The sequence below is a fragment of the Streptomyces sp. WI03-4A genome (genome assembly GCF_033792105.1).
Lineage (GTDB): Bacteria > Actinomycetota > Actinomycetes > Streptomycetales > Streptomycetaceae > Streptomyces > Streptomyces collinus_A.
Genome location: NZ_JARAUO010000004.1, coordinates 115,155 through 139,342 on the forward strand (window position 1 = coordinate 115,155; position 24,188 = coordinate 139,342).

Genomic DNA, 24,188 nt, shown 5'->3' on the forward strand with positions numbered 1-24,188 from the left:
CGACGCGGGCCGAGCCACCCGGTCGTGTGCCGCCGCAAGTGAACGACGCCTGTCCGGTGTGTCAGGTCAGGTCAGGACGGGGCGGCCGTGGTGTATACGGCCGCGTGGACCGGCCCGTGCCAGCAGGGCCCCCACAGGGAGCGGGGGCCGGCGAAAGCGTGGACGTCGTGGCCCGGACGGGGCGAACGTGTGGCCACGCAGACCGCGTCGGTGGGTGTGCCGGAGCAGTCATAGCCGGCCCCGACCAGCGCCTGCACCTTGGCCTCGGTGGCCGTGGCGACCGCATTGACCAGCGCCGCGTCGGACAGCGCCACGGGAAGGGCGGGCCACGACGATGTTGACCGTGCCCACCCGCAGCGGGACAGGGGCCCTCGGCCGGTTGCGGCCCATCCCCGTACTCCAAGGCCCGCGGTCGCCACCGCGTCGACTCCGCCGTCGTACCGTATGCCCGCACGTCGGCTGCCGTCATCAGCCCCAGCCCCTCGCCGTGCGCGCCGGCTTCATCGGCAAGTACGGCCAGGTGCCGGGCCGGATCGGAACGCCGATAACCGTGGGAGACCTGCGCGTTGAGGATCCAGGAACGTTCCCCGATGCCTCCGCCAAGAACAGCGCTGCTAATCATCCGCCATCCGGGCCCCGCCGCCACAGGAGAGCGTGCAGCCTCTGCCCGTCCTCGACTCGGGACAGCTGCTGCACCCGCAGCAGTCGAGCGATGTCGCGGGACGACAGGACGACGGCACTCACCTGGCAGGTATTCCTCAGGATGGATTGAATCGGCCGATCGTACGGACAGTTCGCCGGGGCGGGGGCGGCGGCCACGCGCGATTCCGCACAGGACTGCGCCGCAGACCAGCACGAGGGCCGACCGGGCCGTGGTCGCAGACGTGCGCAGGGCAGCCGCGGACGACACCCTGCCCGACCTTGACTCCGGCTCGCCGGCGCCCTTTTCCTCAGGTTGCCGGCGGGCAGACCTTCACCCGACCGGTCAGCGCTTCCGGTGCGGCATGCCGCCTCGGGCAGCGCACACGAGGACGACGGCAGGATCACCGCTGCCGGCCCGCCGACGACGGGCCAGCGGTTTCGATGGGCGAGGGAGGACTGCGGCATACAGGGCGGTGGCGAAGGCACACCATGCGCTGCATAGCCACACAGGACGGCCCGCAGCCTTGTCGGCCCGTGCAATCCGGCGGACGAGGTGGCGGCCATCGGGCTCCCCGCCGACCTGGTGGGCGACGGCGTCGACCTGCTTGCAGGCGATGCCGGAGCCGGACGCGGACATGCCGCCGGCCTCAGAGAGGGGTTCCAGTTCGTAGCGGCGATCGGTGAAACTCGCGTCCGTAAGCCGGGAGTGGGCCAGGAGTGGGGAGTGGGGTGGATCTCCGCCTTGGCGGCCCTTATGAGACGTCAAGCCACGGGCTCGTAGCAGTCGTAGTTCCGCTGAGCGATGATCTTGCCGTCACGGAATTCCAGGAAGGCCGCGATGTGTGCGCGCATGACATGTCCCGTGGGCAGCTCCCCGAACGAGACGGCCAGTGTCCCGGACCACTTGACCTCGAGCGCCACTTGGTCACCGGATGCAACCGCGTTGATCACTTCGTACTGCTGACCGGCCAGCAGCGTGCGGGCCTGCGTCGATGCGGCGAGGGTCGCCGCGAGATCACGCTCGAGGCCGCGGGGAAAGAGCGAGTTGGGCAGCTGGGTGTGGACCATGTCCGGGTGCAGGAACCGTTCGAGTTCCTCGGGTGCCGCCAGTCGGGCCACCGCCTCGTGGTAGCGGACAGCGGTGCCGAGGTTGGGGTGTTCGTCGAGTGACCTCATGTACACAACCTTAGTTGCACAACCATGGTTGTCAAATGGATGCTGTAAGCATGCACGCCTCACCTCATCCATCCGACCTGGACATCGGCAGCCTCTCTCTCTTCGTCGGCTTCGCCGCCACCCATGCCATCCAGGAAGACCTCGCCTCGCAGGGCTTCGGCGACCTGCGGACGTCCCACGGGTACGTGTTCCAGCACCTGATCGACGCGCAGCCGACCGTGAGCGACCTGGCAGCACGGCTCGACATGACCCAGCAGGGAGCCTCCAAGGCCATCGCGGAACTGGAGCGGCTCGGCTACGTCGAACGCACACCGAGCGCTCACGACGCCCGCATCCGCCACGTCGCCCTGACCCGCCGCGGCAGGCAAGCCGTCAGCGCCGCCCGGCAGGCGAGGGAACGACTCGAGGCAAGCCTGCGCCAGCGCTGCGACGCCACAGCCTTCGAAACAGCCCGGACCGTACTCGTCGACCTTCTGGACGGACTGGGAGGCACAGCAGCAATCCACCGCCGCGACATCAAACCACCACGCTGACGAACCGGCTGCGATCACGCCGGCGCTCATCCATCGGGCCTGTCCGGGGCCTTTCACGCGAGCCCACCCTCGCAGGCGTACGGCTCGCTCACACGAGGAGGGCCAAGACGGCTCCCCCGGCCGTCCGATCACCGTCGCAGAGCGCAGCAACCAAGTCGTCTCCTGCGCCTGGGGCGGCAGCGGTTGTGGCCGGGTACAGCTGAGGAGTTGGGGCACCCGAGCAGCTGGGAACAGGTGCGGGGATGAAGTCACTCCGTCACGGGCAGGCACTCGGCGAGCAGGTCGACGACGTCCCGCCAAGCTCGCTGCGCGTGCCGAGGGTGAAAACCGACCCCAGGAAGCACGATGTGGTCGACCGGTGGGTGATGGAAGGCGTGCAAGGCGCCGCCGTAGACCACGAGGCGCCAGTCAACGCCCGCAGCCTGCATCTCGGCAGTGAATGCGTCCCGTTGCGCGGGCGGCATGATCGGGTCTTCCGACCCGACCCCGGCCCACACTGCGCAGTGAATGCGCGCCGTCTCGCCTGGTCGGCCCGTGGTCAGTCCGTTGACTGTCGCGATCGCGCGCAGGTCGACACCGTCGCGCCCGAGTTCCAGCGCGATTGCGCCCCCGGTGCCGTAGCCGACGGCGGCGATACGGTCCGGGTCGGTCCGCGGCTCGGCGCGGAGCACGTCGAGCGCCGCGTGGCCGATGCCTCGCATCCGGTCGGGGGCGGCGAGCAGCGGCATGCAACGGGCAAGCATCTCCTCAGGGTCGCCCAGATAGCGCCCGCCGTGGAGGTCGAAGGCCAGCGCCACGTATCCCAGCTCGGCGAGCGCATCGGCCCGGCGGCGCTCGACGTCGCTGAGCCCCATCCCCTCGGGGCCGACCAGAACAGCGGGCCGGCGGTCGACGCCGGCCGGGAGCGCGAGATGCCCGAACATCGTCAGGCCGTCGGCCGCGTATTCGATCGTGCGCGTTGTAACCGTCGTCATGAGCCTGGACTGTAGTGATCGTCGAGCCAGGTCGGGCCGGTGCTCTGCCGCTGGCAGAAGGCAGGTCTCTGGCGTATTCCGGAACCACCCTGTCAGCAGTTCAGCTCAGAGCCTGTGAACAAACCGCCGTCCGCCCGAAGGGCGGGCGCACCGAACGCCGCTGCTCGCAGACCCCGTGCCGACGGTGCTTGGCCGAGTAGTCGGCCCGGCCGTCACCGAGGCGGTCGCACTCGGCCAGGGGGATGTCCTGCAGGACGAAGTCGGAGTCCGCCTCCCGCAGAGCACGCATAGCCCCGAGGTACGGGCGGCCGGCAGCTCGATGTCCGCGCTGGTGTAGGCGTGCGCGAATGACCGCACGGTCGGTCGGCCCGGCCATGAGCAGTGGTCGCCGGTCCCCGATCAGAAGGTGATCGTCTCGCCCTTCGGCTCGGCTCGCCGGGCGGTGTAGGAAACGCCGTGAACCTTGAGGCCGTCAGGGCCGAGGAGGGTGATGGCCCCTCCGCCGTCGCCCAGGTGGAAGTCACCGGAACCGGGGACGGTCAGGGTCTCGCCGGGCTGAAGACTGACGTCGGGCAGGGGGAGCCTGCGCTTCTCCTGATCCGCGAGCTGCCAGTCCGTGAGGCTGACGGGGGTACGGGAGGTGTTGATCAGGGTGACGGTTTCGCTCTCCTGTCCAGGCCCGAGGGGATCGACCAGCGCAGCCACGATCCGCACAGGGACTCGTCCCTCGTCGGTGCGACGGGGGGCGGTCTCGATGGCGTGGCCGGTGGTGTCGTCCGTGTGCCATGCCTGAGACTGGAAGGCCAGGAAGATCCCGACCCAACGGGACTCCCCGGGTAGGTGCAGCAGGAGTCCGCCGTCCTGCCAGACCCCGTCGTCACCGTGGAACCGGCCGCTGTTGCCCTGGTTCATGTGGATGTCATGGACGCCGTTGCCGGGCTCGAACCCGAAGATCTTGTCGGGCTTGCCTTCTTCGCGGCCCCAACGCTGGCCGAAGGCGTACAGGCAGATGGCCGGGTCGTTGATCGCCCGCTGGATGTAGTGGTCCAGCAGGTCGGCGAGGTCGTTGTCAGGACCCGGCAGGTCCGGGGGCAGCAACCGCATCTTGGCGGGGTCGAACAGGTTGCCGCGGATGAAGTCGAGGCCTGCCGCTCCTGGTTGGGACGGCAGCCCGGTCCAGCCGCTGCCGGCGGCCGGGAGCATGTCGGTGAGCGGATGGTGGAAGTCGTCGTCAGCCAGGTACAAAAGCTCCGAAGGGGCCTGCTGTGACTGCACGTTGACGGCAGCGCGGTAGTGCGTGTCCGTGTCGTCGACAAGGTGGACCTGGTAGTGCGGGGTGCCACTGTGCCCTTCCCGGCGCCTGTCGACTACGTGGGCGGCCAGCACTCCGTACTTCTTCAGTGGCATCTGGATCACCTTTCTCATCTCCGGCCGGCCCGGACGCTCCGAGGTCGGCACTCCGGCGGTGGGGGACGAAACGTCATGGGAGACGCAGTACGGCCGGGTTCGGAGCACGGGGGTGCGTCCCGCCGTTCGTCATGATCCTGTCCTCGTGCTTTCACCCGGGTGCTGTTCCACCGATGCGGTTGTCGGGTGAGGTGCGAGCCGAACCGCGACGCAGGCCGGCCTCCCCCGGTGTGGCGTTGCGGCGACGGCGGCACGACACCGGAGAACATGCCTCACGCGGGCAACGAAGCGAGCCACGCGCCGCCACCTTCGCAGCCTCGGCCCTCACTGCCGCGCGGTATGTTGCTTGAGCCATCGCAGCAACGCCGCGAACTCCGCAGACATGGTCGTATCCGACTGCACCAGGACGGACGCGTGGCCGCCCTCCTCGACCGTGATCGAGTAGCTCATGGCGTCTCTCGCGAGGCTGGAGGGCTCCTCGGTCCCTTCCGCCACCGACCGGGCGGCTGCGGCCACCAGTCGGTGCAACTCGGCAGCGGTTCCTTCGGACAGGGTGTCCGTGTCCAGGACCTGCGGCGGAAGCTCGGCGAGAACTGTGGAAGCCAGCCCGCCGTCTGTCAGCAGGGTGATTTTCATGGCACCTCACGGCCATCCAGCGCCCTCCGCCGTTCCGACGGAGGGCGCAGCGATCAACGGCCGCTCGTCACACGCCCCTTCAGCGTGGCCAGATCCCGGCTCAGTTCCTGGACCTGGCCTGCAAGCGTCTGAAGCTGCCTGGCCACTGCCGCCACGGAATCCTGCTGGCCCGCGTCACCGCTCACGTCGACCATGCGGCCCTGTTCCTTCGCGATCCCGGCAGGGACCCCGGTGATGGTGATGCCCACCTGCTGCCACGCGCCCAGTACGGCCTGTTGCTGGGGGCCGCCGACTCCGTAGAGATCCCCCGCCTTCTGGTAGGTGGTGTCTGCGAATTCCTGGAACCGCGTCTCGCTGTTGGACGCCTTGAGGGATTCGTACCAGATCATTCCCGGAGCCTCCCACGCGTGCCCGCCGATGGCGGTCGCTGTCAGGTAGAAGGCTTTGTTCGGGATTCCGGAATTGTAGTGCACCCCACCTTGGTCCCCGGACATGTGAACGTAGTTCGACATGTGGTCAGGCTGAGGGTCCCGCGCCCAGGCGTGCCCCGGGGCCTTCATCGATCGCAGGGCGTCCTTCTGGACCTTGGGTGTGAAGACCTCGCGGCCGATCAGCCAGTCCGCCTGCTCGGCCGTCTGATTCAGCGTCCATTGCTCGACCAGCGTCCCGAACACGTCGGACATGGACTCGTTGAGAGCCCCGGACTGGTCGCGGTATGCGAGTCCCGCGGTGTGCTCGGTCACTCCGTGCGCCAATTCATGGGCGATCACGGAAATCGAGCCCGTGAGATCGGAGAAGACGATTCCGTCACCGTCGCCGAAGCACATTTCACGCCCGTCCCAGAACGCGTTGTTGTACTTCTCGTCGTAGTGGACGTAGCCGTCCAGGCGCATCCCTTGACCATCGATGGAGTTCCGGGCGAACACTCGCTGGAAGAAGTCTCGAGTGCTGCCGAGGGCCTCGAACGCGCGGTTGGCGGCGCCGTCGGAGGACGGCGGCCCGTCCTCCGACCGGGCCAGTACCGCGAGGGCAAGGTCCGTGCCGTTTCGGCAGTCGAAGACCGTCCTGCGCCCGTTCCCGGGGGTGGCGGCGCCGGGGAAGGCTGCCAGAACCGACCGCGCGCCCCTGAGACGGGCAGTGGTGAGCAGGGTGTTCAGGGCCGCCTGCCGCACCTCACGATCATCGCTTTCCAGAAGCTCCTCGAGGATGTACGGGGGAATCGCGCAGTTCACTCGAAGTTCGCTCGTCATGGAGGGCTCCGTGATCCCAAGACGTAGGTTGGTTGATAATTCTCCGATCGCCGTCCACCGAGACGGCCCAAGGCAAGGTGATTAGTGGCCTTGCAGGAGCGTCCAGATGGTCTGGGACCTGAGACTGGGACCTGAGACGTGGGCGATCAAAGGAGCCTGACCGCCGACCACTTCCCATGTGTCACGTTGTGGGTTTCCCTCAATATCAGCATTGCAGGGTTTCAGGCGCGGTGCCACATTTTACCGACCCAGCCACAGAAAGAACGTTTGACTTTTTCGATTTCACACAACTCCCCGGCGCACCGGATATCTCCGATGCCCCAGCGCACTTGCTGAATGATCACCAAGGCCAATGCCTACGAACTGGCATGGTCTGAGCGCGGGTGAACTCGGCGCGGCTTTGTGCAGCGTGTTCGGGAGTGCGGGCGTGACGTGTACCTACGTCCAGGTGTCCATCACCAGGTGCGCTCCGCCGAACAGGTCGCCGAGGCCGCTGTCGTCGGTGACGACGGTGTAGCGGGGGGGGTGTGCTCGGCGGGGATCTCGGCGAAGAACACCGTGTAGGCATCCGAGGGAAAAGTGACGGCCAGGCCGACGGCGGGCAGCGTTTGCGCGAGTGCGATGCGCCCCGAGAGCAGGCTGCGAGTCGACTGAGGAGTGGCCTGGCGAAGCAGCTCGCTCGCAGCGTCCGCGCCGGACAGGACTGCCGGCCCGCTGACGGCAGGTACGCCAGCAGGCCGATCACCCAGCTCGCGCCTGGGCGGAACGGTCGCGGGCCGATATCGCTCCGGCCGCGTAGGTCAGCCAAGTCCGGCATGGGCCGGGAGGGAAGGAGCATGACTCGACGGGGGGCGGGGCGAAGAACCTTCGCGGGTCCAGCAGTTCACCGTCGCCCAGCCGCGGACCTGCCGGGCCCACACCGGCGCCGACTGGGTGTACCTGAGCCCCCGGCCGTACTGGAACCCGGTGAGCGCACCGGCCGCTACCGGAGCGGCACCGGCACCCTGTTCCTCGGCGCCGACGGGGAGTCCCGCATCAGCGCCGAGGACCTGGCGGTGGCGGTGCTGGACGAGCTTCGGATCCCAGCCATCGACCGGCACTTCACCGTCGTTCACGCCACCGGATGAGCTAGTCGACGTTCACCGGACCGTTGTCCGACGTCCGCTCCTTGCCCGAGCGCAGCTGCAGCAGCCCCTTGGCGCCGGTGTTGCCGTCCGCCTTCGAGTCCTTGTCCTGCCCGCTCATGTTCTGCCGCACCGAGTCGAGGATCGTCAGACCCTGGGACACCAGGCCAGCGGCGATCTCGCCGAGGCCGTCCGCTCCGTTCAGGACGTTGACGTTGGCGCCGGACAGGCCGCCTGCCGCCTCCTTCACGATCTGCGGAAGCTGGTCGATCAGCATCCGGTCCAGCGCGACCCGGTCGTACGAGGCCGCCGCCTCCGCCTGGATCTTCATGCGCTGGGCCTCGGCGGCCGCGAGGATCCGCACCCGCTCGGCCTCGGCCTCGGCCGGCTTGACGACCTCGGCGACCAGCTGCTGCTGGCGCAGCTCCGCCTGCCGCTCGGCCAGTTCCGTCTGGGCGGCGAGCACCTCCTGCTGGGCGTGGGCCTGGGCCAGCGGTCCCGCCTGTGCGGCCTCCGCCTGGGCCCGGTCCACCTCGGCCGAGTACTCGGCCTTGACGATCGCGGTCTGCCGGGCGTACTCGGCCTGCTTCCGGGCCGCCTCCTGCTCCGCCTCGACCGCGGCCTGGGTGGCCTGCGCCTGGGCGATCTGGGCCTGCCGCTGGATCGCCGCCTTGTGCGGGGCCGACATCGCGTCTATGTAACCGGTGTCGCCGTCGTCGATCGACTGGATCTGCAGGGAGTCGACGATCAGGCCGATCGTCGCCATCTCCGTCTTGGAGGTGTCCAGCACCTCGGCGGCGAGCTTCTGCCGCTCGGTGACGATCTCCTCGACCGTCATCGAGCCGATGATGGACCGCAGATGGCCGGCGAAGATCCGGCCGGTGAGCACCGACATCTGCTCCTGGTCGGAGAGGAACCGCTGACCGGCGTTGATGATGCTCTCGGGGTCGTTGCCCACCTTGAAGGCGATGACCGCGCGGACGTGCAGGGAGATGCCCTGCTTGGTCACACAGGTCTCGGTGACCTCCGCCTCGCACATCGACAGGGTGAGGAAGCGGACCTTGCGAAAGACCGGGAGCACGAACTTCCCGTGCCCCGTGACCACTCGGAACGGCGCGCCCCCCAGTCCCCGCCGGCCCCCCGAGATCAACATCGCCTCGTCGGGAGCGGGAACGCGGTATCCGAACATGCTGTACTCCTCAGCTTGCGCCGGCGGCTTCTCCGCCGAGCGCGTCCAATGGATCCACCCACTCAATGACGCCGACCTTCCGGCATCCCCGTGATTCGATCACGAGGACCGTCGCGCCCGCGGGCAGGGGGTCCTCGGACCAGGCCAGAAAGGTCTCGGAGCCGCCTCGGACCCGCACCAGGACCTCGCCGGGGCCCGCGGATCCCCGCGTCCCGATGAGCACCTTGCCCGTGCAGCCGATCACGGCGTCGTCCTGCGGCATCACCGGCCGTCCTCCTCGTCCTGACCTCAGAAGTCAGACGATAGACCCAGCGGGGTCGCGACCCAACGGGTGGGAGGGGCGTGGAGCGTTCCCGCACCCGCCAGGCGCTGGTCAGCAGGGCGGTGTCCAGGGCCTGGACGATCGGGGCGAGTTGGGTCTCGGCGTCGCCGGCGAGGAGCAGGAGGCCGCCCACGGCGTACAGGATCTCGGCGCTGTCCTCGGTCTCGGTGCCGTTCCAGGAGTGCACGACACGGTGAACTTGGTGCCGGGGGCGTCGTGGGCGATGGCCGCGTGGAGATGGGTGCGTCCGGCGGTGGTCGTGGGCAGCGTGATGGCCATGGGTGGTTCGCTGCTCAGACCCGACCGGGCCAGCCACCGCAACCCCTCGTCCATGGACCTCCCACCGTTCCATCAACAGGGGGGATGAACCGTCACGGCCCACCCCCGAAGCTGAGCGAGAAGATCGCTCTGCTGCCCGGGTCGGACAGGAACCCGGCGAAGGACGTCGGCGGGCACCGCGGTAGACAGCTCGTTCAAGGCGGAGTGTCTGCGCCAGGCGGCCCGAACCACGGGGCCGTGCAGGCACACGGCGCCCCCACGACCCAGCGACGCCACCTCGACGGGGTCGTCCGCGAGCGGGCCGGCGCCGCCCTGGCAGCCGGCATCGACCCGGCCTCGCGCCAAGCCGATACGTTCGTCGCGGCGGTTGCGGCCCACTACGCCCGCCTCCTCTGCCGCCCCGGCGATGCGGGGCTGCGCCGACGGCCCCGCTGCAGGGCACGAGCGACCCGCGCCGCGACCGGCACCCCCAGCTGCTCGCAGTGATCAACGGCCGGTCGGCCCCCGCAGAGCCTGGCGCCGTGTGCGCATGGTCCGTCCAGGCCGTCCGCGCCCGAATCGAGCGGTAGTGGGCCGGGATCATCGGCGCGGGCGCGCCACCCCGCTGCCATAGGATCGGCCGGTGAACGACACCGTCATCCTGCATGCGGACGCCACGCCCTCCGCTCCCGCCCTCGTCCTTCGCCCGTGGTGCACAGAGGACGCTGCCGCACTTGTCGAAGTGTCCCGGGATCCCGCACTGCGCCGCTGGACCAGCCTGGCCGTGGAGAACGAGGCCGACGCGCTCCGGTGGGTGCGGGGCCAGGAGCGGGGCTGGGCAGCGGGAGATCGCTTCAGTTTCGCGGTGGTCGAAAAGCAACCCGGCTTGCCCGACGGGCGGTTGATGGGCCACGTGGTCCTCAAGGAAGTGGCTCTCGGCAAGCCGTCGGCCGAGGTGGGCTACTGGACCGCGGCGCATGCCCGCGGCCGGGGAGTGGCGCCCCGCGCTCTTCAGGCGCTCACCACCTGGGCCTTCGACGGCCTGCGGGCGGGCACGCTGGAGCATCTGGAACTCCTGCACCAGGCGGGCAACGCCGCCTCCTGCCGCGTGGCCGACAAGAGCCGGTACCTCCTCGACACCGTCCTGCCCGCGACGCCGCCCGCATTCCCCGGCCAGGGGCATCGGCACATACGGCGCAGGGACACCTGAGCGGGCGGCATCCCGGTGCTGCGCGTCCTCACCTCGCCCGCCGTCCACGGGGTGCGGGTGCCTCTCCTGCAAGGCCCGGCGCCAGGGAGACTCCCAAGATCGTCGGATCCGGAAGCACCATTCGCCGGCCGGTGCGGCGGGGATGCGTGACGTACTCGACGTCGTGGTTCCGCAGTCCGACTGCGCTCGACCATGGGTCAGGGGTGGCGGCGGCGGTGGTCATCGCGCTGAGGAAGCGCTCGGAGGTGTCGAGCTCCGCCGGGGTGAAGGCGTCCATAGCGGTGACCAGCGCGCTGATGGCCGGCCGAAGGACGACCAGCCGAGGTCGACCGCCCGTCGTTCCGTGGTGAGCCGGACCCGCCGGCGGTCGGTGATGTCGCGTTCGCGCCGGACCTGGCCGAGCCGCTTCAGCCGGTCGACGAGGGTGGCCGTGCGGGCGGAGTTGAGGCGGAGCCGTTCCCCGAGTCGGCCAGGCGTCATGGGTCGTTCGGCCCGGGCCTCGGCCGAGGTGAATCCTTTTCGGATCCCCCGGCCTCTTGTCTGTGTACCGGCCGAACGGGCCGGTAGAACCGGGAGGAACCCCCAATGATGGTCACCAGCCTCGTAGTAGTCGGAGCTCTGCTCGTGAGTGCGTGCAGCTGGCACCTGATGCGGCGCTACAAGAGCCGAAGCTGACCAGCACCTGCCCGTAGGGCGCCTTCCGGGTAGGAGTCTCAGATGAACCAACGCTTCACTTGGCCGGACGAGCGGCTGATCAAGGCCGCTCAGGACGGCGACGTCGCGTCGCTCACCACCGTCGTCATGAAATCGCAGCCTCACGTGCGCAAGTTCGCCATGTCGCTCTGCGCCTCACCGCAGGACGCGGAGGACGCGGCACAGGAGGCACTGATCATCCTCTACCGGAAGATCGGCACCTTGCGGGCCACTGGCGCGCTTGCCTCATGGATGTTCCGGATCGTGCGCAACGAGTGCCTCCGGCAGGTACGGCTGCTCGCCTCACGAAGCGAGGAGGCGACAGCCGAACCGCAGACGAATACGGAACCGTCCGCCGAGGACGCGGTGCTGCACAGGCTGGAGGCGGAGCGGATCGCGGCTGCGGTCAGCGTCCTTCCCCGTGACCAGCGGCAGGTTCTGATCATGCGGGACGTACAGGGCCTGCCCGGCAAGACCGTTGCCCGTGCGCTCGGTTTGAGCAACGCCGCAATGAAGTCCCGGCTGCACAGAGCACGCACAGCACTGCGTCACTCTCTGGCAGGGACGGGGCAACCACTCGGTCAAGCCGCCGATCGGGCGCGCGAGCAAGCTATTGACCAACCAGTCGGAGGAGTCTCACGACCTTGAACGTCGCGAACACAGTGGAATCCGCGCAGGGCGCGCAGGCCCAGCCCGCCGCACCCGAAATGAACTACGCCAGCAAGTCAGTCCCGCGCCATCTGGCGCGCGGCGCCGTCGGCTTCGGGCTGATCATCGGTTCGATCGCCCTGGTGCCCGTCGCCGGTCCGGCCACCCTGCTGGCGGCGCCGCTGGCCCTGATCGCCTTCCGCGGCTGCCCAACCTGCTGGATGGTCGGCCTGGCACAGACCATCTCCCTCGGCCGTCTGGAGCGCCAGTGCGTGGACGGCGTCTGCACCCTTGCCAAGCCGCACAGGGCAGCCCCGAAGAGTAGATCCCAAGGGGTGGTGGGCTGACAGTGCGCTCGGCGTCTGCCCATGAGAAACCGGCACCTACCAGGTGCCTGCCCGGGGGATCTTGTGGAGGTCGTGGGGCAGGCGGCACTTTGCGGACACTGCCTAAGCACTGTCGCGGCCGCGATGCCGCTCTTCGCCTCCTGCCTGCCCCTGCGGGCCGGGAGCCCGGACACTGCACTCCCGGCCCTGTACCGTCGCTACGGTCGTTCCTTCACCTCTACGCAAGACAGGAAGGCGATCACGTGGCCGAACTGCGCCTGGGACCTCTGTTGAGGTGCACCGACGGCTCGTGCGCGACGGTGTGGGTCGAGACCGGCGAGCCCTGCACGGTACAGGTGCGCTGCTCCGACGGCGCGGGTGGCACGGCCCCCACCTTCCAGGTGGCCGGGCACCATTACGCGCTCGTCACCGTCGCCGGCCTGCGCCCCGGTGACTCCCCCACCTACGAGATACTCCTGGACGGCACCCGGGTGTGGCCTCTGCCCGACTCCCCGTATCCGCCCTCCGTCATCCGTTCGCCGGGCACCGGCGACACCGTCCGGGTCACCTTCGGATCGTGTCGCTGGGCCGCACCCCCGGCCGACGGCAAGGATCCGGTCGGCCCCGACGCCCTCGACACGCTCGCCGCCCGTTTGCTGGCCGACCCCGGGACCGAGCCCCCCGACGTTCTGCTTCTGCTGGGTGATCAGATCTACGCGGACGAGACGTCCGCGCGAACCCGGCGCTGGCTCGCCGAGCGCCGCGATCTCGACAAGCCGCCAGGCAGCCAGGTCACCAACTACGAGGAGTACTGCCACCTCTACTACGAATCATGGCTTGACCCCGAGGTCCGCTGGCTGCTGTCCACCGTGCCCAGCTTCATGATCTTCGACGACCACGACATCGTCGACGACTGGAACACCTCTGCCGCCTGGCTCGCGGACATGCGGACCGAGGACTGGTGGCAGGAACGGCTGTTGAGCGGCCTGATGTCCTACTGGGTCTACCAACACATCGGCAACCTCTCCCCGGCCGAGCTGGCCGACGATCCCGACTGGGCCGCGGTCCACGCCGCGCCGGACGGCACCCCGGCACTGCGCGCCCTGGCCGAGCGGGCCGACGCCGATTCCGCCTCGGTCCGCTTCAGCTATCGTCGCGACTTCGGCCGGGTGCGGGTCGTGATGGTGGACTCCCGGGCCGCGCGGGTTCTCGCCGAGGACCACCGCGCCATGCTCGACCCGGGCGAGGCCGCCTGGTTGCGCGAGCAGGTCCTGGGCGACGAGGGTGCCTACGACCACCTCCTGATCGGTACCTCCCTGCCCTGGCTCCTGCCCCACCTGGTGCACGACACCGAGGCCTGGGACGCGGCTCTGTGTGCCGGGGAGCGCGGAACACGCTGGGCCCGCTTCGGCGAGTGGCTGCGCCGCGGAGCCGACCTGGAGCACTGGGCGGCCTTCCCACGCTCCTTCACCGGTCTCGCTGACATCATCGCCGAGACCGGGACAAGCCCGGCCGCTCCGGCGACCGTGTGCGTCCTGTCCGGCGACGTTCACCACGGCTACATCGCCGAGGCGTCATGGCCGTCCGACGGGCCGCGCTGTCCTGTCGTACAGCTCACCTGCTCGCCGGTGCACAACTCCGTGCCCTTGATGATGCGGATCGGTTTCCGCTTCGGCTGGAGTGCACCGGCCCGCTTGTTCGGGCGCCTGCTCGCCCGGCACGGCCGCTGTCCCCGGCCACCGATCACATGGCGCAAGCAAGGCGGCCCCTGGTTCGGCAACCAGTTGATGACCCTGACGCTGCGCGACCGCTCTGCCCACCTCCGTCTGGAGAGCACCACCTCCGACGCGACACTGCAGACCGTGCACGAGGCCGTCCTGACCGCCGACGGGTAGTGCTTCGTTACGTCGAGTGCTCTCGCCCGGTGGTGGGCATCTTCACGGTGCGAGGGCGCTGATGCTGGACGGCCGGCGCAGGTCGATCCAGCCGATGGCCCAGCGGCTGCCGGACGGCGACATCCAGGCCTTGCAGCAGTTCGTTGTTCGAAGCGGTCAACGGGTCGTCGCACCCGTAGCCGACGTCGGACAGAGCGGCCTTCTGCCGCTCCCTTCGGACCGTCCAGAAGCGCCGTTACCCATCCCGTTGGGCAGCCACCTCAGGGATGACGGCAAGGGCCTCGGTGAAGCGGCCGTGCCTGACCAGCAGTTCGGCCAGGTCGTTTGCAGCCCGGTTGCCAGGAAGCCGGCGCAGGCAGGCGATGGCCTCCTCGACACGGCCGCCTTGGGCGAGCAGCCAGGCAAGGGTCAGCTCGCGGTCGTCAACGTCGCTGGCCGGCAGCGCCTGGATCTCCGCGATCGCTTCCCGGGCGCGTCCCGACTCTCCCATGAGCCACCACCGGTTGGACCGGAGCCAGAGCGCCTCGTTCTCGGCGAGGAACTCGGGGCTGCGTCCTTCCGTGAGTCCAAGGGCTTTGTCGTGCTGGCCCTGGTCGGCGAGGATGATCATGGTTGCCTGGAGAAGGTTCTTGTCGTAGAGGTCGTCGAACGTGTGCTCCACCGACTCGATGGCTTCATCGAACCGACCCTGGCGGATGAGCAACTCCATCAACGTGCTCTCGTGCCAGCCCGGTCGCCCGGCGGCGATGAGGCCGCGCAGGTACGCCTCCGCTTCTCCGGCTCGGCCCAGGTTCTCAAGGGCCGTCACGTACGGGCGTACGGCGGCGTACGCGTGGGTGTCGGCAAGGGCGCGAAGTTTCTCGATCCGACCGTGTCGGGCCAGCAACTCCGCATAGAACTCGACGTTGTTCTGCGGCCCGAACCGGCGTGCGGCCACGTCCGCGCCGAGCAATCGGATTGCCTCGTCCGCGCGACCGGACCGCTCCAGGACCCGGGCCTGTGCGGGCAGGACGTCCCACAGGTCACGGATGCGGGGCTCCTCCGGGTTACGCCGGAACTCCTCGGCAATCGGGGTAAGTAGCTCCAACAGCCACTCGTCGCACCCCTGCCCCTCGGTCATCCCCACCAGGGCGGCCAGCACCCGCCCGGAGCGCAGGTAGGGGCCGAGAACGCCGATCGCGTCCTCCACCCGCCCCGCCCGGACCAGCGCCTCAGCGTAGTCCCGCCACGCCTCGACCGCGTTCTCCTGCGGCTCCTTGGGGTGCGCCAGATCCAGCGCCTGGTCGACGCGCCCCCACCGCAACAGGACGTCAACGCCCGCCCGCACCGCCGGCTGCCAACAAGTGGCCACGAACGGCTCCAACACCTTCCAAGCCCGACCGAACTCCCCCGTCGCGCACAGACCTCGCACCGCACCCGCAGCGCAGAACCAGTCCTCGCGCTTCCGCGCCGCGTCCACCAAGGCCTCCAAGCCGCCGCATTCGAGGATCCCGTCCACGATTCGCGGCTGGACACCGCCGAGGTTGCTCAGCTGCCATTGAAGATCATCCACATTCACGGGGACACCGTAAGAGATGTCCAAAGCCGTGCCGTACCCGCGCCGGGCACGGCTGGTCCCGTCGGCAGGCCTTCAGGCGTGACGTCCGGGTGGCACGAAGTGCGGTACCCATGTGTGCTTCGGTCGGCGGCATTCGCCGACCGAAGCACTCCGGAGTGTCCGCCCGGCCAACCAGCACGATCGCAGGCCGTGCAACGCTGCGGTCAGGCGGTCAGCTCCGCAAGCTCCACGTTGGCGCGGTCGGTGACCAGGGTGAGCACGCGGCCGGCTGCCGCCAGGTCCTCGGCGGATATCCCGCCCCAGATGCGGGCGGAGATGGGGGCGGTCTCCGCTCCGACTGCGGCCAGCAGCTCTCGCCCCGCGTCCGTGGGGCGAAGGTACGCGCCGTCCGCGGCGAGCAACTGCTTGGCCAGCAGTTCGTCGAGAGTGGCGCGGACATCGACCGGATCAGCCTTGAGGGAGCCCCGAACTTGGGTGACTACATCGTCCGGTGCCTGGGGAGCGTCCGCGGTGGCGACGGCGCGCAGGGCCACCTGCTGCAGGAACGTGACGCCGCGCCGGGCCAGCACATGCTCCAGGACGCCGCGGGCGGCATAGTGGGCCAGGCCGAGCAGGCGGGCGTCGGCCGCGGGTGGCGTAGTGGTCATGGTGCTCTCCCCTGAGTGGTGTCGTCGTTCGGTACGGATGGAGTCAGAGTCGCGCCGAGGAGGGTCCTCAGCTCGTCGGTGAATGCGCGCGTCCGCGGGGCGTCGAGGCCGCCGAGAGGCTCCAGCAACTGCCGCTGCATGTGCTGGACCACTGTGATGGCCTGCCGCGTAACGGCTTGGCCCTGCTCGGTGAGGGAAAGCTGCACGGCGCGCGGGTCACGGGGATCGCGGGTGCGCTCGATCAGGCCGGCCGACTCAACGGCCCGCGCCAGCTTCGAGACGTACAGCGCTTCCAGGCCGATGTGGTCGGCCAGTCGGCGCTGGCTGGGCCGCTCGCCGGCGCGTTGCATGCCGTATAGCGACGCGATCAGTGAGTACTGCGCGTGGGTGAGGCCCAGCGGAGCCACCGCGCGATCCACCGCGACACGCCACTTGTTGGCGAGCCGCCATACCAGGAAGCCAGGCGTGGGACCTGGCGAGCCCTTGCTCATGAACATAGATTACATGGCTACTATGTCCATGGCTATTATCTTCTGGCGGAGGCGCAGGAACCCGGAGACGCACCGTCCACGGGGGGCTGCCCGTCCCGCCGGGGCGTCCGGGGTGTGGCCAGGGCCGCTCGAGGGCGGCGGATAGCTCAAAGGTGCTCGTTGAAGAACGGGATGAGCGCTTCGAGAACGGGCCCGAGGGCTGCGGGCTTGTCGTAAAGGTCGTTGTGGAGACGTCCGGGATCACCAGTCCCTCATTGGAGGCCACCGCGGCCCAGCGCACCGCCGAGGACTGACCCGCCGCCCTGACGGCCCTCGCGGGCGGTGGTCAGTGCCGGCGCAGTGCTCCAGCGGTCAGGAGGCGCCCGGCGCGGCATCAGTTCGCTCGAACGTTCTGGCCCTGCCGTCGGCTACCCATCCCGATGGCCTGATGTGACAGATCCTGGTCATTGCAGCCATGTCGGGTCGGGCGGAATGATCAGGGGCATGCCCCAACCGCACCGCGTTTTGATCGTCGCCTTTCCCGGCATCGAGCTGCTGGACGCCACCGGACCGGCCGAGGTGTTTTCCGTCGCCTCCCGGGTCGGAGGAGCCGACCGGCCCGGCTACCTCGTGCGGATCGCGACGGCCGACGGCGCCCCGGTGACCACCTCCAGCGGGGTGCGGCTGATGGCCGACCTGGCCTTCGACGATGTGGCCGGCCCGATCGACACCCTGCTGGTGCCGGGGGCGATCGAACTCGTCGACGGCGGCGTGGAGCCGGTGTTCGACCACGAGGTCACCAGCTGGCTGCAGCGTGCGGCACCCCGGGCCCGGCGGATCGGGTCGATCTGTGCGGGGGCGCACCTGCTGGCCGCTGTGGGGCTGCTGGAGGGCCGGCCCGCCACGACGCACTGGCTCACCGCGGACAGGCTGGCCGCCGAACACCCAGGGGTGCGGGTGGAACCTGATCCGATCTTCATTCGGGACGGGCGGGTGTGGACCTGTGCCGGCGTCACCTCGGGGATGGACATGGCGCTGGCCATGGTCGCCGAGGACCACGGCCAGGATCTCGCACTCGCGACCGCCCGGATGATGGTGATGTACGTCAAACGCTCCGGTGGGCAGAGCCAGTTCAGTGTGCCACTGTCCGTCCAGGGCGCCTCGGACGACCGGATCGACGAACTGCGCAGGTGGATCGCCGAACACCTCGCCGAGGACCTGTCCCTCGAAACCCTCGCGGCCCGCACGCACCTGAGCACGCGCCACTTCACCCGTCTGTTCCATCAGCGCACCTCCACCACACCGGCCGCCTACGTGGAGGCGGCCCGCCTGGAGGCCGCGCGGCGCCTGCTGGAGGACAGCGACCACAGCCTGTCCGAGGTCGCCGCCGTTAGCGGCCTGGGCTCCGTAGAAACGCTGCACCGCGTCTTCCGTCGGCGGCTGGGCACCACCCCGGCCGAGTACCGCCGCCGCTTCTGACCCTCACCACCCGCACCGCCCGCCGGGCACGCCTCCCGCCGGCCGAGCTTCGCCATGCCCGCACGCGCCATCGACCAGCACCCTTCAAAGGAGAACCGTGTCCCACACGAAGGTCGTCCCTATCCCGGTCATGGGCCGGCACAACATCAACGCCTACCTGCTGCTCGGCCGTCGTCCCGTCATCGTCGACGCCGGAACCCCCGGCAGCGGCCACAAGATCCACGATCGGATCACCGCCCTCGGCGTCGATCCCGCCGACGTCTCACTGATCGTCATCACCCACGGCCACATCGACCACTTCGGCTCCGCCGCCGAACTGCACCGGCTCACCGGCGCGCCCCTCGCCGGCCACATCGCCGACCTCGGACCGTACCGCTCGGGCCGGGTCCGCGAACCGTATCTGCCCACCGGCCCGATGGGCCGTCTCATGGCCCGCAACCGGAATCTCCATGTCCGGGCCGAGCCGTTCGAGCCCGCGGTGCTGGTCCGCGGCGAGACGAGCCTGGAGGACTTCGGCCTCGCGGCGCGCATCATGCCCACCCCCGGCCACACCGCCGGATCGGTTTCCGTCCTCACCGACGACGGCGACCTCGTCGCCGGCGACCTGATCGCCGGCTCCTTCATGGGGCTCATCCCCGGCAGGCCCGCCAATCCGCCCTTCCATGACGACTCCCTGCAGAACCTCGCCAGCCTGCGCGAGATGCTCGCCCTCAACCCCGCTTGCCTGCACGTCGGCCACGGCACCGCCCTGGATCCCATCCGGGTGCGGCGGTGGGCCGAGAAGGAACACGACCGCCTCGCACGGCTCAACGCGGCCGGACGCCTTGCCACGCGCGACGAGTGAGGCGCCAGTTCGCTCGGGAGGGGGTAGCGCAGCCCGCTTCCGGCCCGCTCGCTCCACCCGGCGTGCTGCGGACCCTGCCGACCCTGGATCGGGCGGCCCGGGGCCGGCAACCCGTCAGCCAACCTGCGGCATGTCCTGCATCGTGTGTTGATCTGCCCGAGAACAGGCAGACGGACCCCGACCGTATCATGAGGTGCTGTCCTGTCAGGCGCAGGAATGTCTCCTGGGTCATGCACGGGCGCTGTGCCACCGAGTCCGGTCGGCCTGGCGCGCTGGTCCGCGACCTGCAACACCGACCGGCCCGCCAGGGGAACCTTGCCTCCCCCGGCAGGTCGTGCCGTGCTGTCCGTCAGCGTTCTTGCAGGGCTTCGCGCCAGGCGGGGCTGTCGATGTAGTGGTTGTCGTAGCGCTCGGAGGAGTCGCGGATGTCCTGCACGGTGGCCTCGCCCCGGGCGACCCGCTCCAACAGCCGGTAGTAGTCGAATCGGGCCAGTCCTGGGGTGAAGACCACCAGTACGTCGGCGTCCCGCCCCGGCACGGGGGCGAAGGCGTGCGGCAGGCGCGGGGGGAGCAGGAGGAAGTCCCCTTCGGTCAGGGTGTGTACCTGATCTCCGGCCAGGGCCCGAAGCTCGCCCCCCAGGACGAACAGCAGTTCGCTGGCGCGGGTGTGGAAGTGCGCGGGCGTTCCGGCCGAACCCGCCTGTAGCGTGGCGCGGTTCGCGGTCAGCGCGCCGTCGGTCGCTTCGGCGTCCGCCAGCAGGGTGATCAGGCTCGTGGGGCCGTCGGCAAGGGTCTCGGCCTGGGAGGCACGTACGAGCACAGCGGACGGGGTGGTTGTAGCCACGGTTGTTCTCCTTGTATCGAAGGGTGGATCGGGGCAGGCCGGCCAGTACATGGCGTACGGCTGGAGCGCCCACGGGCTCGTCGGCGGCCGCAGGGCGCCCGGCAGGGCTATGGGGGCGATGGCCGAGCGGGTGGTCGCAGGCGGGACGGAGGTGCCGCGCACGCCGAGGCCGAGGCGGTACCGGCCAGTGCGACCAGTGGCAGCGCCACGGCGGTCGCACGTTGGCCCATCCAGGTCACGAAGGTCGTGCCCGGCATGGCGGCGATGTCCCGTCCTGTGTTCACGTCTCGATCTTCCGGCAGGCGAACAACCGCTGGTAGCCGGAGAATCAGCGTGACTCCTCATAACCTGAGCCTATGACCTCATTACCTTCTGTCTCGGATCTCAGACTCGTCGAAGCCGTCGCGCGCCACGGCTCGCTGGGTGCGGCCGCACGGGAACTGCTCATCAGCCAGCCGGCCGTGAGCACCCGCCTGGCCGCCCTCGAACGCCGCATAGGAGAGCGGCTCTTCGACCGCAACACCACCGGGGCCAGGCCTACACCGGCTGGTCGCGCGCTGTGTGTGGAGGCAGCGCACGTGCTCGACCACCTCGGCACGATCTTCGACCGCACCCGGGCAGCAGCACACGCGCGCACTTTCACCGTCGGCACTTTCAGCAGCCTCGCGCCGTGGCTGTTCCCCGCCCTGGAAGAACTGCTGAAGGACGCCACCATCCACCAAGTCGTCGAACACGGCGACCGGCTGACGGCCGACGTCGGTGAAGGATCACTCGACGCGGCCTTCGTCGCCGTCGCCAACCAGATGCGCCTGCCCGCCACGGTGAGTGCGGTGCCTGTCGGCAGCGACAGGCTGACCGTCCTGACACCCGCCGGCGTGACGGTCGGCACAGGTCGGCGCCCCTTTGCCGGCCTCGATGCCGTGGCCTACACCTACGACATGTCGACCGACGCCATGCATGAACGACTGAGTGAACTCGGCGCCAGAGTCCGCTCCGCCGCCACCGCGGAGACCGCCGTGCGGATGGCCCGCCTTCTGCAGTGCCCGGCCGTACTCCCCCGCGGACTCGCACGCGCCTACGCTCAACAGACCGACCGCCTGTCCCCCGCTCCCCTGCCCGGCCACCTCACCCTGTTCATGGTCACCCGCCGACCCCCCGCTCATGAACTCGCGGCAGTCGCCCCCCAACTCCCCGCCCGTCTCGGGCTACGACGCGTACCGGCAGCCGGCGCCCCCGACCCGAGTGAAGCAGCAGTCGGCCAAGGCGGTGCAAGTTCTTGAGTCGGGCAGGTTCGAGGTCAACCATCACAGAGCCCTGTTCGTAGCGCGAGGCGACGAACTGGAAGAAAGGGTTCGCGGCGTGGGCCGCGGCCGGGCGGACGATCCAGTTGCTCGCGGTGTCGAACGGGGCCGATCCACCCGCCTGGGCGACCTTGAGTCCCAGCCCGATGGCCAGGTGTGTCTTGCCAGACGGTTTAGCTTCCCCACCCGCACGCGTCCTGCCCAGTCGGCCGTGTTGAAATCAGCGACGCACGGGTGGGGAGACAAGAGTGGCAATCCCCGGCGCAGTTGCGGAAGTCGCTCACCAGGTGACGGGCAGTTCGGTGAGGGAGTGGAAGACGGGATGCTCGCGAAGGCGGAGCTGACCGACCTCGCAGGCCAGGCGGAGCGTCGGCAACGCGGTGAAGAGCGAACCGAGGGCGAGCGTCACCTCCAGGCGCCCCAGCGACGCGCCGAGGCAGAAATGAGCGCCGTGGCCCCACAGCAGATGACCGGAGGCGTCCCGGTGGATGTCGAGGCGCTCGGGACGGGGGAAGACCGTGGCGTCGTGGTTGGCGGCGAGCAGGCTGATCATCACCGACTCGCCCTCGCCGACCAGGGTCTCCCCGATGCGGACGTCCTCCGTGGCCTGGCGTACGACGCTGTCCTGGATGATCGACCAGAACCTCATCGACTCCTCCACGAACGCCGGCAGCAGGGCCCCGCCGTCGGCGAGGACCTCCGCGCGCAGCCCGTCGTCGGTCAGCAGGCTCAGCGCGCTGAAGGCGATCTGCGTGGCCGTCGACTCATGGCCCGCGATGAGCAACAGTTTCAGGATTCCGAGAAGGTCGGCGCGGTCGAGTTCGCCGGTGGCCACGTGGTTGGTGACCAGACGACTGACCAGGTCGTCGCCCGGTTGCTTCTCCTTGGCGCGTGCGGTCTCGTCCAGGAAGGCGATGATCCGGTGGTGCGCCGCCAGGGAGAGCGCCGGGTCGCCGTCCGTGAGCAGGATCCGGGTCTGCTCCAGGAAGAAGGCGGTGTGCTCGTCCGGTATCCCCAGCAGCCGGGCGATGACCAGCGCCGACACATGGGCCGCGAAGTCCCGCACCAGGTCCGCGGGGTGCGGACCGGCCGCCAGGGCGTCGGCCGCCCGGTCGGTCAGCTCCTGGAGCCGGGGCCGCAGCATGCGCACCCGGCGCGCCGTGAACTCGGGGGCGACCATTCTGCGCAGCCGGCCGTGCTCGGGATCGTCCATGCGCAGGAACCCGCTCGGCCGGTCGTCGGTGGGCACGGGGATGCGCAGCGGAAAGCCGGGCCGGGTCTCGTCGGCGCTCAGCCGGGGATCCTTGAGCGCGGCCTTCACGTCCTCGTAGCGGGTGATCAACCAGACCCGCTGTTCCTCACCGGCGACCGCCGGCAGCCGGACCAGCGTCGGCGGCCCGTCACGGACGACACCCAGGGCCGGTGGCGGCGACAGCGGACAGACGCGGGCCAGCGGCCAGTCCAGCACAGCGGGGTATGCAACGCGCACGGTCTCCCCTTCCTGGTGAACGAATGCCCGCGCCACACGTCGTCCCCGGCGGCGGTGCTCCGACCGGAGAACACAAGCACCGCCGGCTGACATCCCGGTGACCGGCCACTGACCCGGCCTCCCACACACGGCCGGGCCGGCGTCGCCAGGAAGGGCCGGTGGCTGCAAGCCAGCTCGGCCCTTCTCCCGGTCCTCCGGATGCTCGTGATGATGTTTGGCGACCGGAGGCGGGGTCGGTGCGCGCAAAGGTGCGGGAGCCGCTCAGAAACCGGAGCGCAGGAGAGACATCACACTGCGATACTGCACCGGTGATCAACGTGCCTACTGCTGTGCTGGATTCCTTGTACGGACTCGCGTTCGGCGACGCCTTCGGTGACCGTTGGTTCGGCATCCTGCGCAGGGACGGTCTGACAGCACTGGAGGCGCGGACGTTGCCCTCGGAACCGCTGTGGCGGTGGAGTGACGACACCGCTCAAGCACTGGTGCTCGTACGGGAACTCGTCGAGGGCGGCGGCACCGTCGACCAGGACCGCCTCGCCCTGCGCTTCGCGGCCGCCTACGCCGAGGACACGCACCGCGGGTACGGAGCCTCGATGCATGACGTGCTCCGCCGGATCGGCGCGGGCGAGCCCTGGCAGGAGGTGGTCGCCGAACAGTTCGGCGGACAGGGCTCCTGGGGCAACGGCGCAGCCATGCGCGCCGCTCCGCTCGGCGCCTGGCACAGCGCCGACCTCGATGCGGTCGCTGAGCAGGCCGCCCGGCAGAGCGCGGTGTCGCACCAGCATCCGGAGGCGGTCACCGGTGCGGTGGCGGTCGCCCTGGCCGCGGCGCTGGCCACCCGCAGCCGGGGCGGGACCGCCCCGGCCAGGTCGGACTTCCTTCAGGCAGTCGCCGAGCGGCTCCCCGACAGCGACGTCCGGTCGGGCATACGGATCGCCGCCCGAATGCCGGAGCGCGCTTCGGTTCGGCACGCCGCGGAGGTCCTGGGCTCCGGGTACCGGATGTCGGGGCCCGACACGGTCCCGTACGCCCTGTGGTGCGCGGCGGGGCACCTCGACGACCTGCACGAGGGCCTGTGGTTCACCGTTGCGGGGCGCGGCGACATCGACACCACCTGCGCCATTGCCGGCGGGGTGATCGCCGCACGCACGGGCGTCGCTGCGCTCCCCCCTGCCTGGCACGCCGCCTGTGAACCGCTGCCCCCTCTCGTGACGGAGTGAGAACCCCTGTCAGGATGAGTTCAGGCGTCTGAGGGGGCGCCTCGCTGCTTATC

The 24,188-nt window shown here is 69.7% G+C and carries 21 protein-coding genes and 5 pseudogenes; 11 read left to right on the forward strand and 15 right to left on the reverse strand.

Features of this window, described 5'->3' with window-relative positions; genetic code table 11:
• Positions 1-71: 71 nt before the first annotated feature.
• A pseudogene (locus PV343_RS06995) lies at positions 72-744 on the reverse strand (adenosylcobinamide amidohydrolase).
• A gap of 660 nt (positions 745-1,404) precedes the next feature.
• Positions 1,405-1,818: a nuclear transport factor 2 family protein gene (locus PV343_RS07000; RefSeq protein WP_319145888.1), complete on the reverse strand. Its 414-nt coding sequence runs from the start codon at positions 1,816-1,818 to the stop codon at positions 1,405-1,407.
• 50 nt (positions 1,819-1,868) lie between these two features.
• Between PV343_RS07000 and PV343_RS07005 the strand changes: the two genes are divergently transcribed.
• Entirely contained in the window at positions 1,869-2,351 is a 483-nt protein-coding gene (locus PV343_RS07005; protein ID WP_319145889.1) for a MarR family winged helix-turn-helix transcriptional regulator, read from the forward strand.
• Positions 2,352-2,599: 248 nt separating this feature from the next.
• Here PV343_RS07005 and PV343_RS07010 read toward each other — a convergent pair whose 3' ends face one another.
• The 5 genes and pseudogenes from PV343_RS07010 to PV343_RS07030 all read right to left on the reverse strand — a co-directional run bounded on the left by PV343_RS07010 (position 2,600) and on the right by PV343_RS07030 (position 6,618).
• Complete coding sequence (locus PV343_RS07010; protein WP_319145890.1) at positions 2,600-3,325, reverse strand: dienelactone hydrolase family protein; 726 nt, start codon at positions 3,323-3,325, stop codon at positions 2,600-2,602.
• Between the two features lie 106 nt (positions 3,326-3,431).
• Positions 3,432-3,676, reverse strand: a pseudogene (locus PV343_RS07015) (IS5/IS1182 family transposase); the annotation flags it as partial.
• Positions 3,677-3,724: 48 nt separating this feature from the next.
• Positions 3,725-4,732: a DUF2278 family protein gene (locus tag PV343_RS07020; RefSeq protein ID WP_319145891.1), complete on the reverse strand. Its 1,008-nt coding sequence runs from the start codon at positions 4,730-4,732 to the stop codon at positions 3,725-3,727.
• Between the two features lie 324 nt (positions 4,733-5,056).
• Entirely contained in the window at positions 5,057-5,368 is a 312-nt protein-coding gene (locus PV343_RS07025; protein ID WP_319145892.1) for a protealysin inhibitor emfourin, read from the reverse strand.
• 53 nt (positions 5,369-5,421) lie between these two features.
• Positions 5,422-6,618, reverse strand: coding sequence for a M4 family metallopeptidase (locus PV343_RS07030; protein WP_319145893.1), 1,197 nt, complete (start codon positions 6,616-6,618; stop codon positions 5,422-5,424).
• 891 nt (positions 6,619-7,509) lie between these two features.
• Between PV343_RS07030 and PV343_RS07035 the strand changes: the two are divergent.
• Positions 7,510-7,745 (forward strand): annotated as a pseudogene (locus tag PV343_RS07035) (hypothetical protein); the annotation flags it as partial.
• A gap of 1 nt (position 7,746) precedes the next feature.
• Here PV343_RS07035 and PV343_RS07040 read toward each other — a convergent pair.
• Positions 7,747-8,931, reverse strand: a complete 1,185-nt coding sequence (locus PV343_RS07040) for a flotillin family protein (protein WP_319145894.1) — start codon at positions 8,929-8,931, stop codon at positions 7,747-7,749.
• Positions 8,932-8,941: 10 nt separating this feature from the next.
• Entirely contained in the window at positions 8,942-9,193 is a 252-nt protein-coding gene (locus PV343_RS07045; protein ID WP_133924030.1) for a hypothetical protein, read from the reverse strand.
• Positions 9,194-10,154: 961 nt separating this feature from the next.
• Here PV343_RS07045 and PV343_RS07050 point away from each other — a divergent pair.
• The 5 genes and pseudogenes from PV343_RS07050 to PV343_RS40345 form a co-directional block, all read left to right on the forward strand.
• Complete coding sequence (locus tag PV343_RS07050; protein WP_319145895.1) at positions 10,155-10,721, forward strand: GNAT family N-acetyltransferase; 567 nt, start codon at positions 10,155-10,157, stop codon at positions 10,719-10,721.
• Positions 10,722-11,438: 717 nt separating this feature from the next.
• The gene (locus PV343_RS07055; protein ID WP_319145896.1) at positions 11,439-12,062 is read left to right on the forward strand and encodes an RNA polymerase sigma factor; all 624 of its coding nucleotides are present in this window, start codon (positions 11,439-11,441) and stop codon (positions 12,060-12,062) included.
• On the forward strand, positions 12,059-12,409 hold the full coding sequence (locus PV343_RS07060; RefSeq protein ID WP_401700993.1) for a hypothetical protein: 351 nt from the start codon (positions 12,059-12,061) through the stop codon (positions 12,407-12,409). The genes PV343_RS07055 and PV343_RS07060 overlap by 4 nt, the downstream gene beginning before the upstream one ends.
• Positions 12,410-12,651: 242 nt before the next feature.
• Positions 12,652-14,283, forward strand: a complete 1,632-nt coding sequence (locus PV343_RS07065; protein ID WP_319145897.1) for an alkaline phosphatase D family protein — start codon at positions 12,652-12,654, stop codon at positions 14,281-14,283.
• Positions 14,284-14,335: 52 nt separating this feature from the next.
• Positions 14,336-14,437: pseudogene (locus tag PV343_RS40345) on the forward strand (transposase); the annotation flags it as partial.
• A gap of 81 nt (positions 14,438-14,518) precedes the next feature.
• Here PV343_RS40345 and PV343_RS07070 read toward each other — a convergent pair.
• The 3 genes from PV343_RS07070 to PV343_RS07080 all read right to left on the reverse strand — a co-directional run bounded on the left by PV343_RS07070 (position 14,519) and on the right by PV343_RS07080 (position 16,979).
• Positions 14,519-15,841 (reverse strand): hypothetical protein, encoded by a 1,323-nt coding sequence (locus tag PV343_RS07070; protein WP_319146041.1) that lies wholly within the window; start codon positions 15,839-15,841, stop codon positions 14,519-14,521.
• 203 nt (positions 15,842-16,044) lie between these two features.
• Positions 16,045-16,488: a MarR family transcriptional regulator gene (locus PV343_RS07075; RefSeq protein WP_319145898.1), complete on the reverse strand. Its 444-nt coding sequence runs from the start codon at positions 16,486-16,488 to the stop codon at positions 16,045-16,047.
• A complete protein-coding gene (locus PV343_RS07080; RefSeq protein ID WP_319145899.1) occupies positions 16,485-16,979 on the reverse strand; it encodes a MarR family winged helix-turn-helix transcriptional regulator in 495 nt (164 codons plus the stop codon). Before PV343_RS07080 ends, PV343_RS07075 begins: the two co-directional genes overlap by 4 nt.
• 483 nt (positions 16,980-17,462) lie before the next feature.
• Here PV343_RS07080 and PV343_RS07085 point away from each other — a divergent pair, with 483 nt between their 5' ends.
• Both PV343_RS07085 and PV343_RS07090 read left to right on the forward strand, forming a co-directional pair.
• Complete coding sequence (locus tag PV343_RS07085) at positions 17,463-18,437, forward strand: GlxA family transcriptional regulator (RefSeq protein WP_319145900.1); 975 nt, start codon at positions 17,463-17,465, stop codon at positions 18,435-18,437.
• 97 nt (positions 18,438-18,534) lie between these two features.
• Positions 18,535-19,281 (forward strand): MBL fold metallo-hydrolase, encoded by a 747-nt coding sequence (locus tag PV343_RS07090; protein WP_319145901.1) that lies wholly within the window; start codon positions 18,535-18,537, stop codon positions 19,279-19,281.
• Between the two features lie 349 nt (positions 19,282-19,630).
• On the opposite strand, the gene PV343_RS07095 is transcribed toward PV343_RS07090, so the two are convergent.
• Positions 19,631-20,176, reverse strand: coding sequence for a cupin domain-containing protein (locus tag PV343_RS07095; RefSeq protein ID WP_319145902.1), 546 nt, complete (start codon positions 20,174-20,176; stop codon positions 19,631-19,633).
• Between the two features lie 305 nt (positions 20,177-20,481).
• Between PV343_RS07095 and PV343_RS07100 the strand changes: the two genes are divergently transcribed.
• The gene (locus tag PV343_RS07100) at positions 20,482-21,405 is read left to right on the forward strand and encodes a LysR family transcriptional regulator (RefSeq protein ID WP_319145903.1); all 924 of its coding nucleotides are present in this window, start codon (positions 20,482-20,484) and stop codon (positions 21,403-21,405) included.
• Here PV343_RS07100 and PV343_RS40350 read toward each other — a convergent pair.
• Positions 21,400-21,481 (reverse strand): annotated as a pseudogene (locus PV343_RS40350) (AAA family ATPase); the annotation flags it as partial. The gene PV343_RS07100 and the pseudogene PV343_RS40350 sit on opposite strands and share 6 nt — an antisense overlap.
• A gap of 225 nt (positions 21,482-21,706) precedes the next feature.
• Positions 21,707-22,915: a cytochrome P450 gene (locus PV343_RS07105; protein WP_319145904.1), complete on the reverse strand. Its 1,209-nt coding sequence runs from the start codon at positions 22,913-22,915 to the stop codon at positions 21,707-21,709.
• Between the two features lie 329 nt (positions 22,916-23,244).
• On the opposite strand from PV343_RS07105, the gene PV343_RS07110 reads away from it, so the two are divergent.
• Positions 23,245-24,135, forward strand: coding sequence for an ADP-ribosylglycohydrolase family protein (locus tag PV343_RS07110; RefSeq protein WP_319145905.1), 891 nt, complete (start codon positions 23,245-23,247; stop codon positions 24,133-24,135).
• Positions 24,136-24,188: the final 53 nt, after the last annotated feature.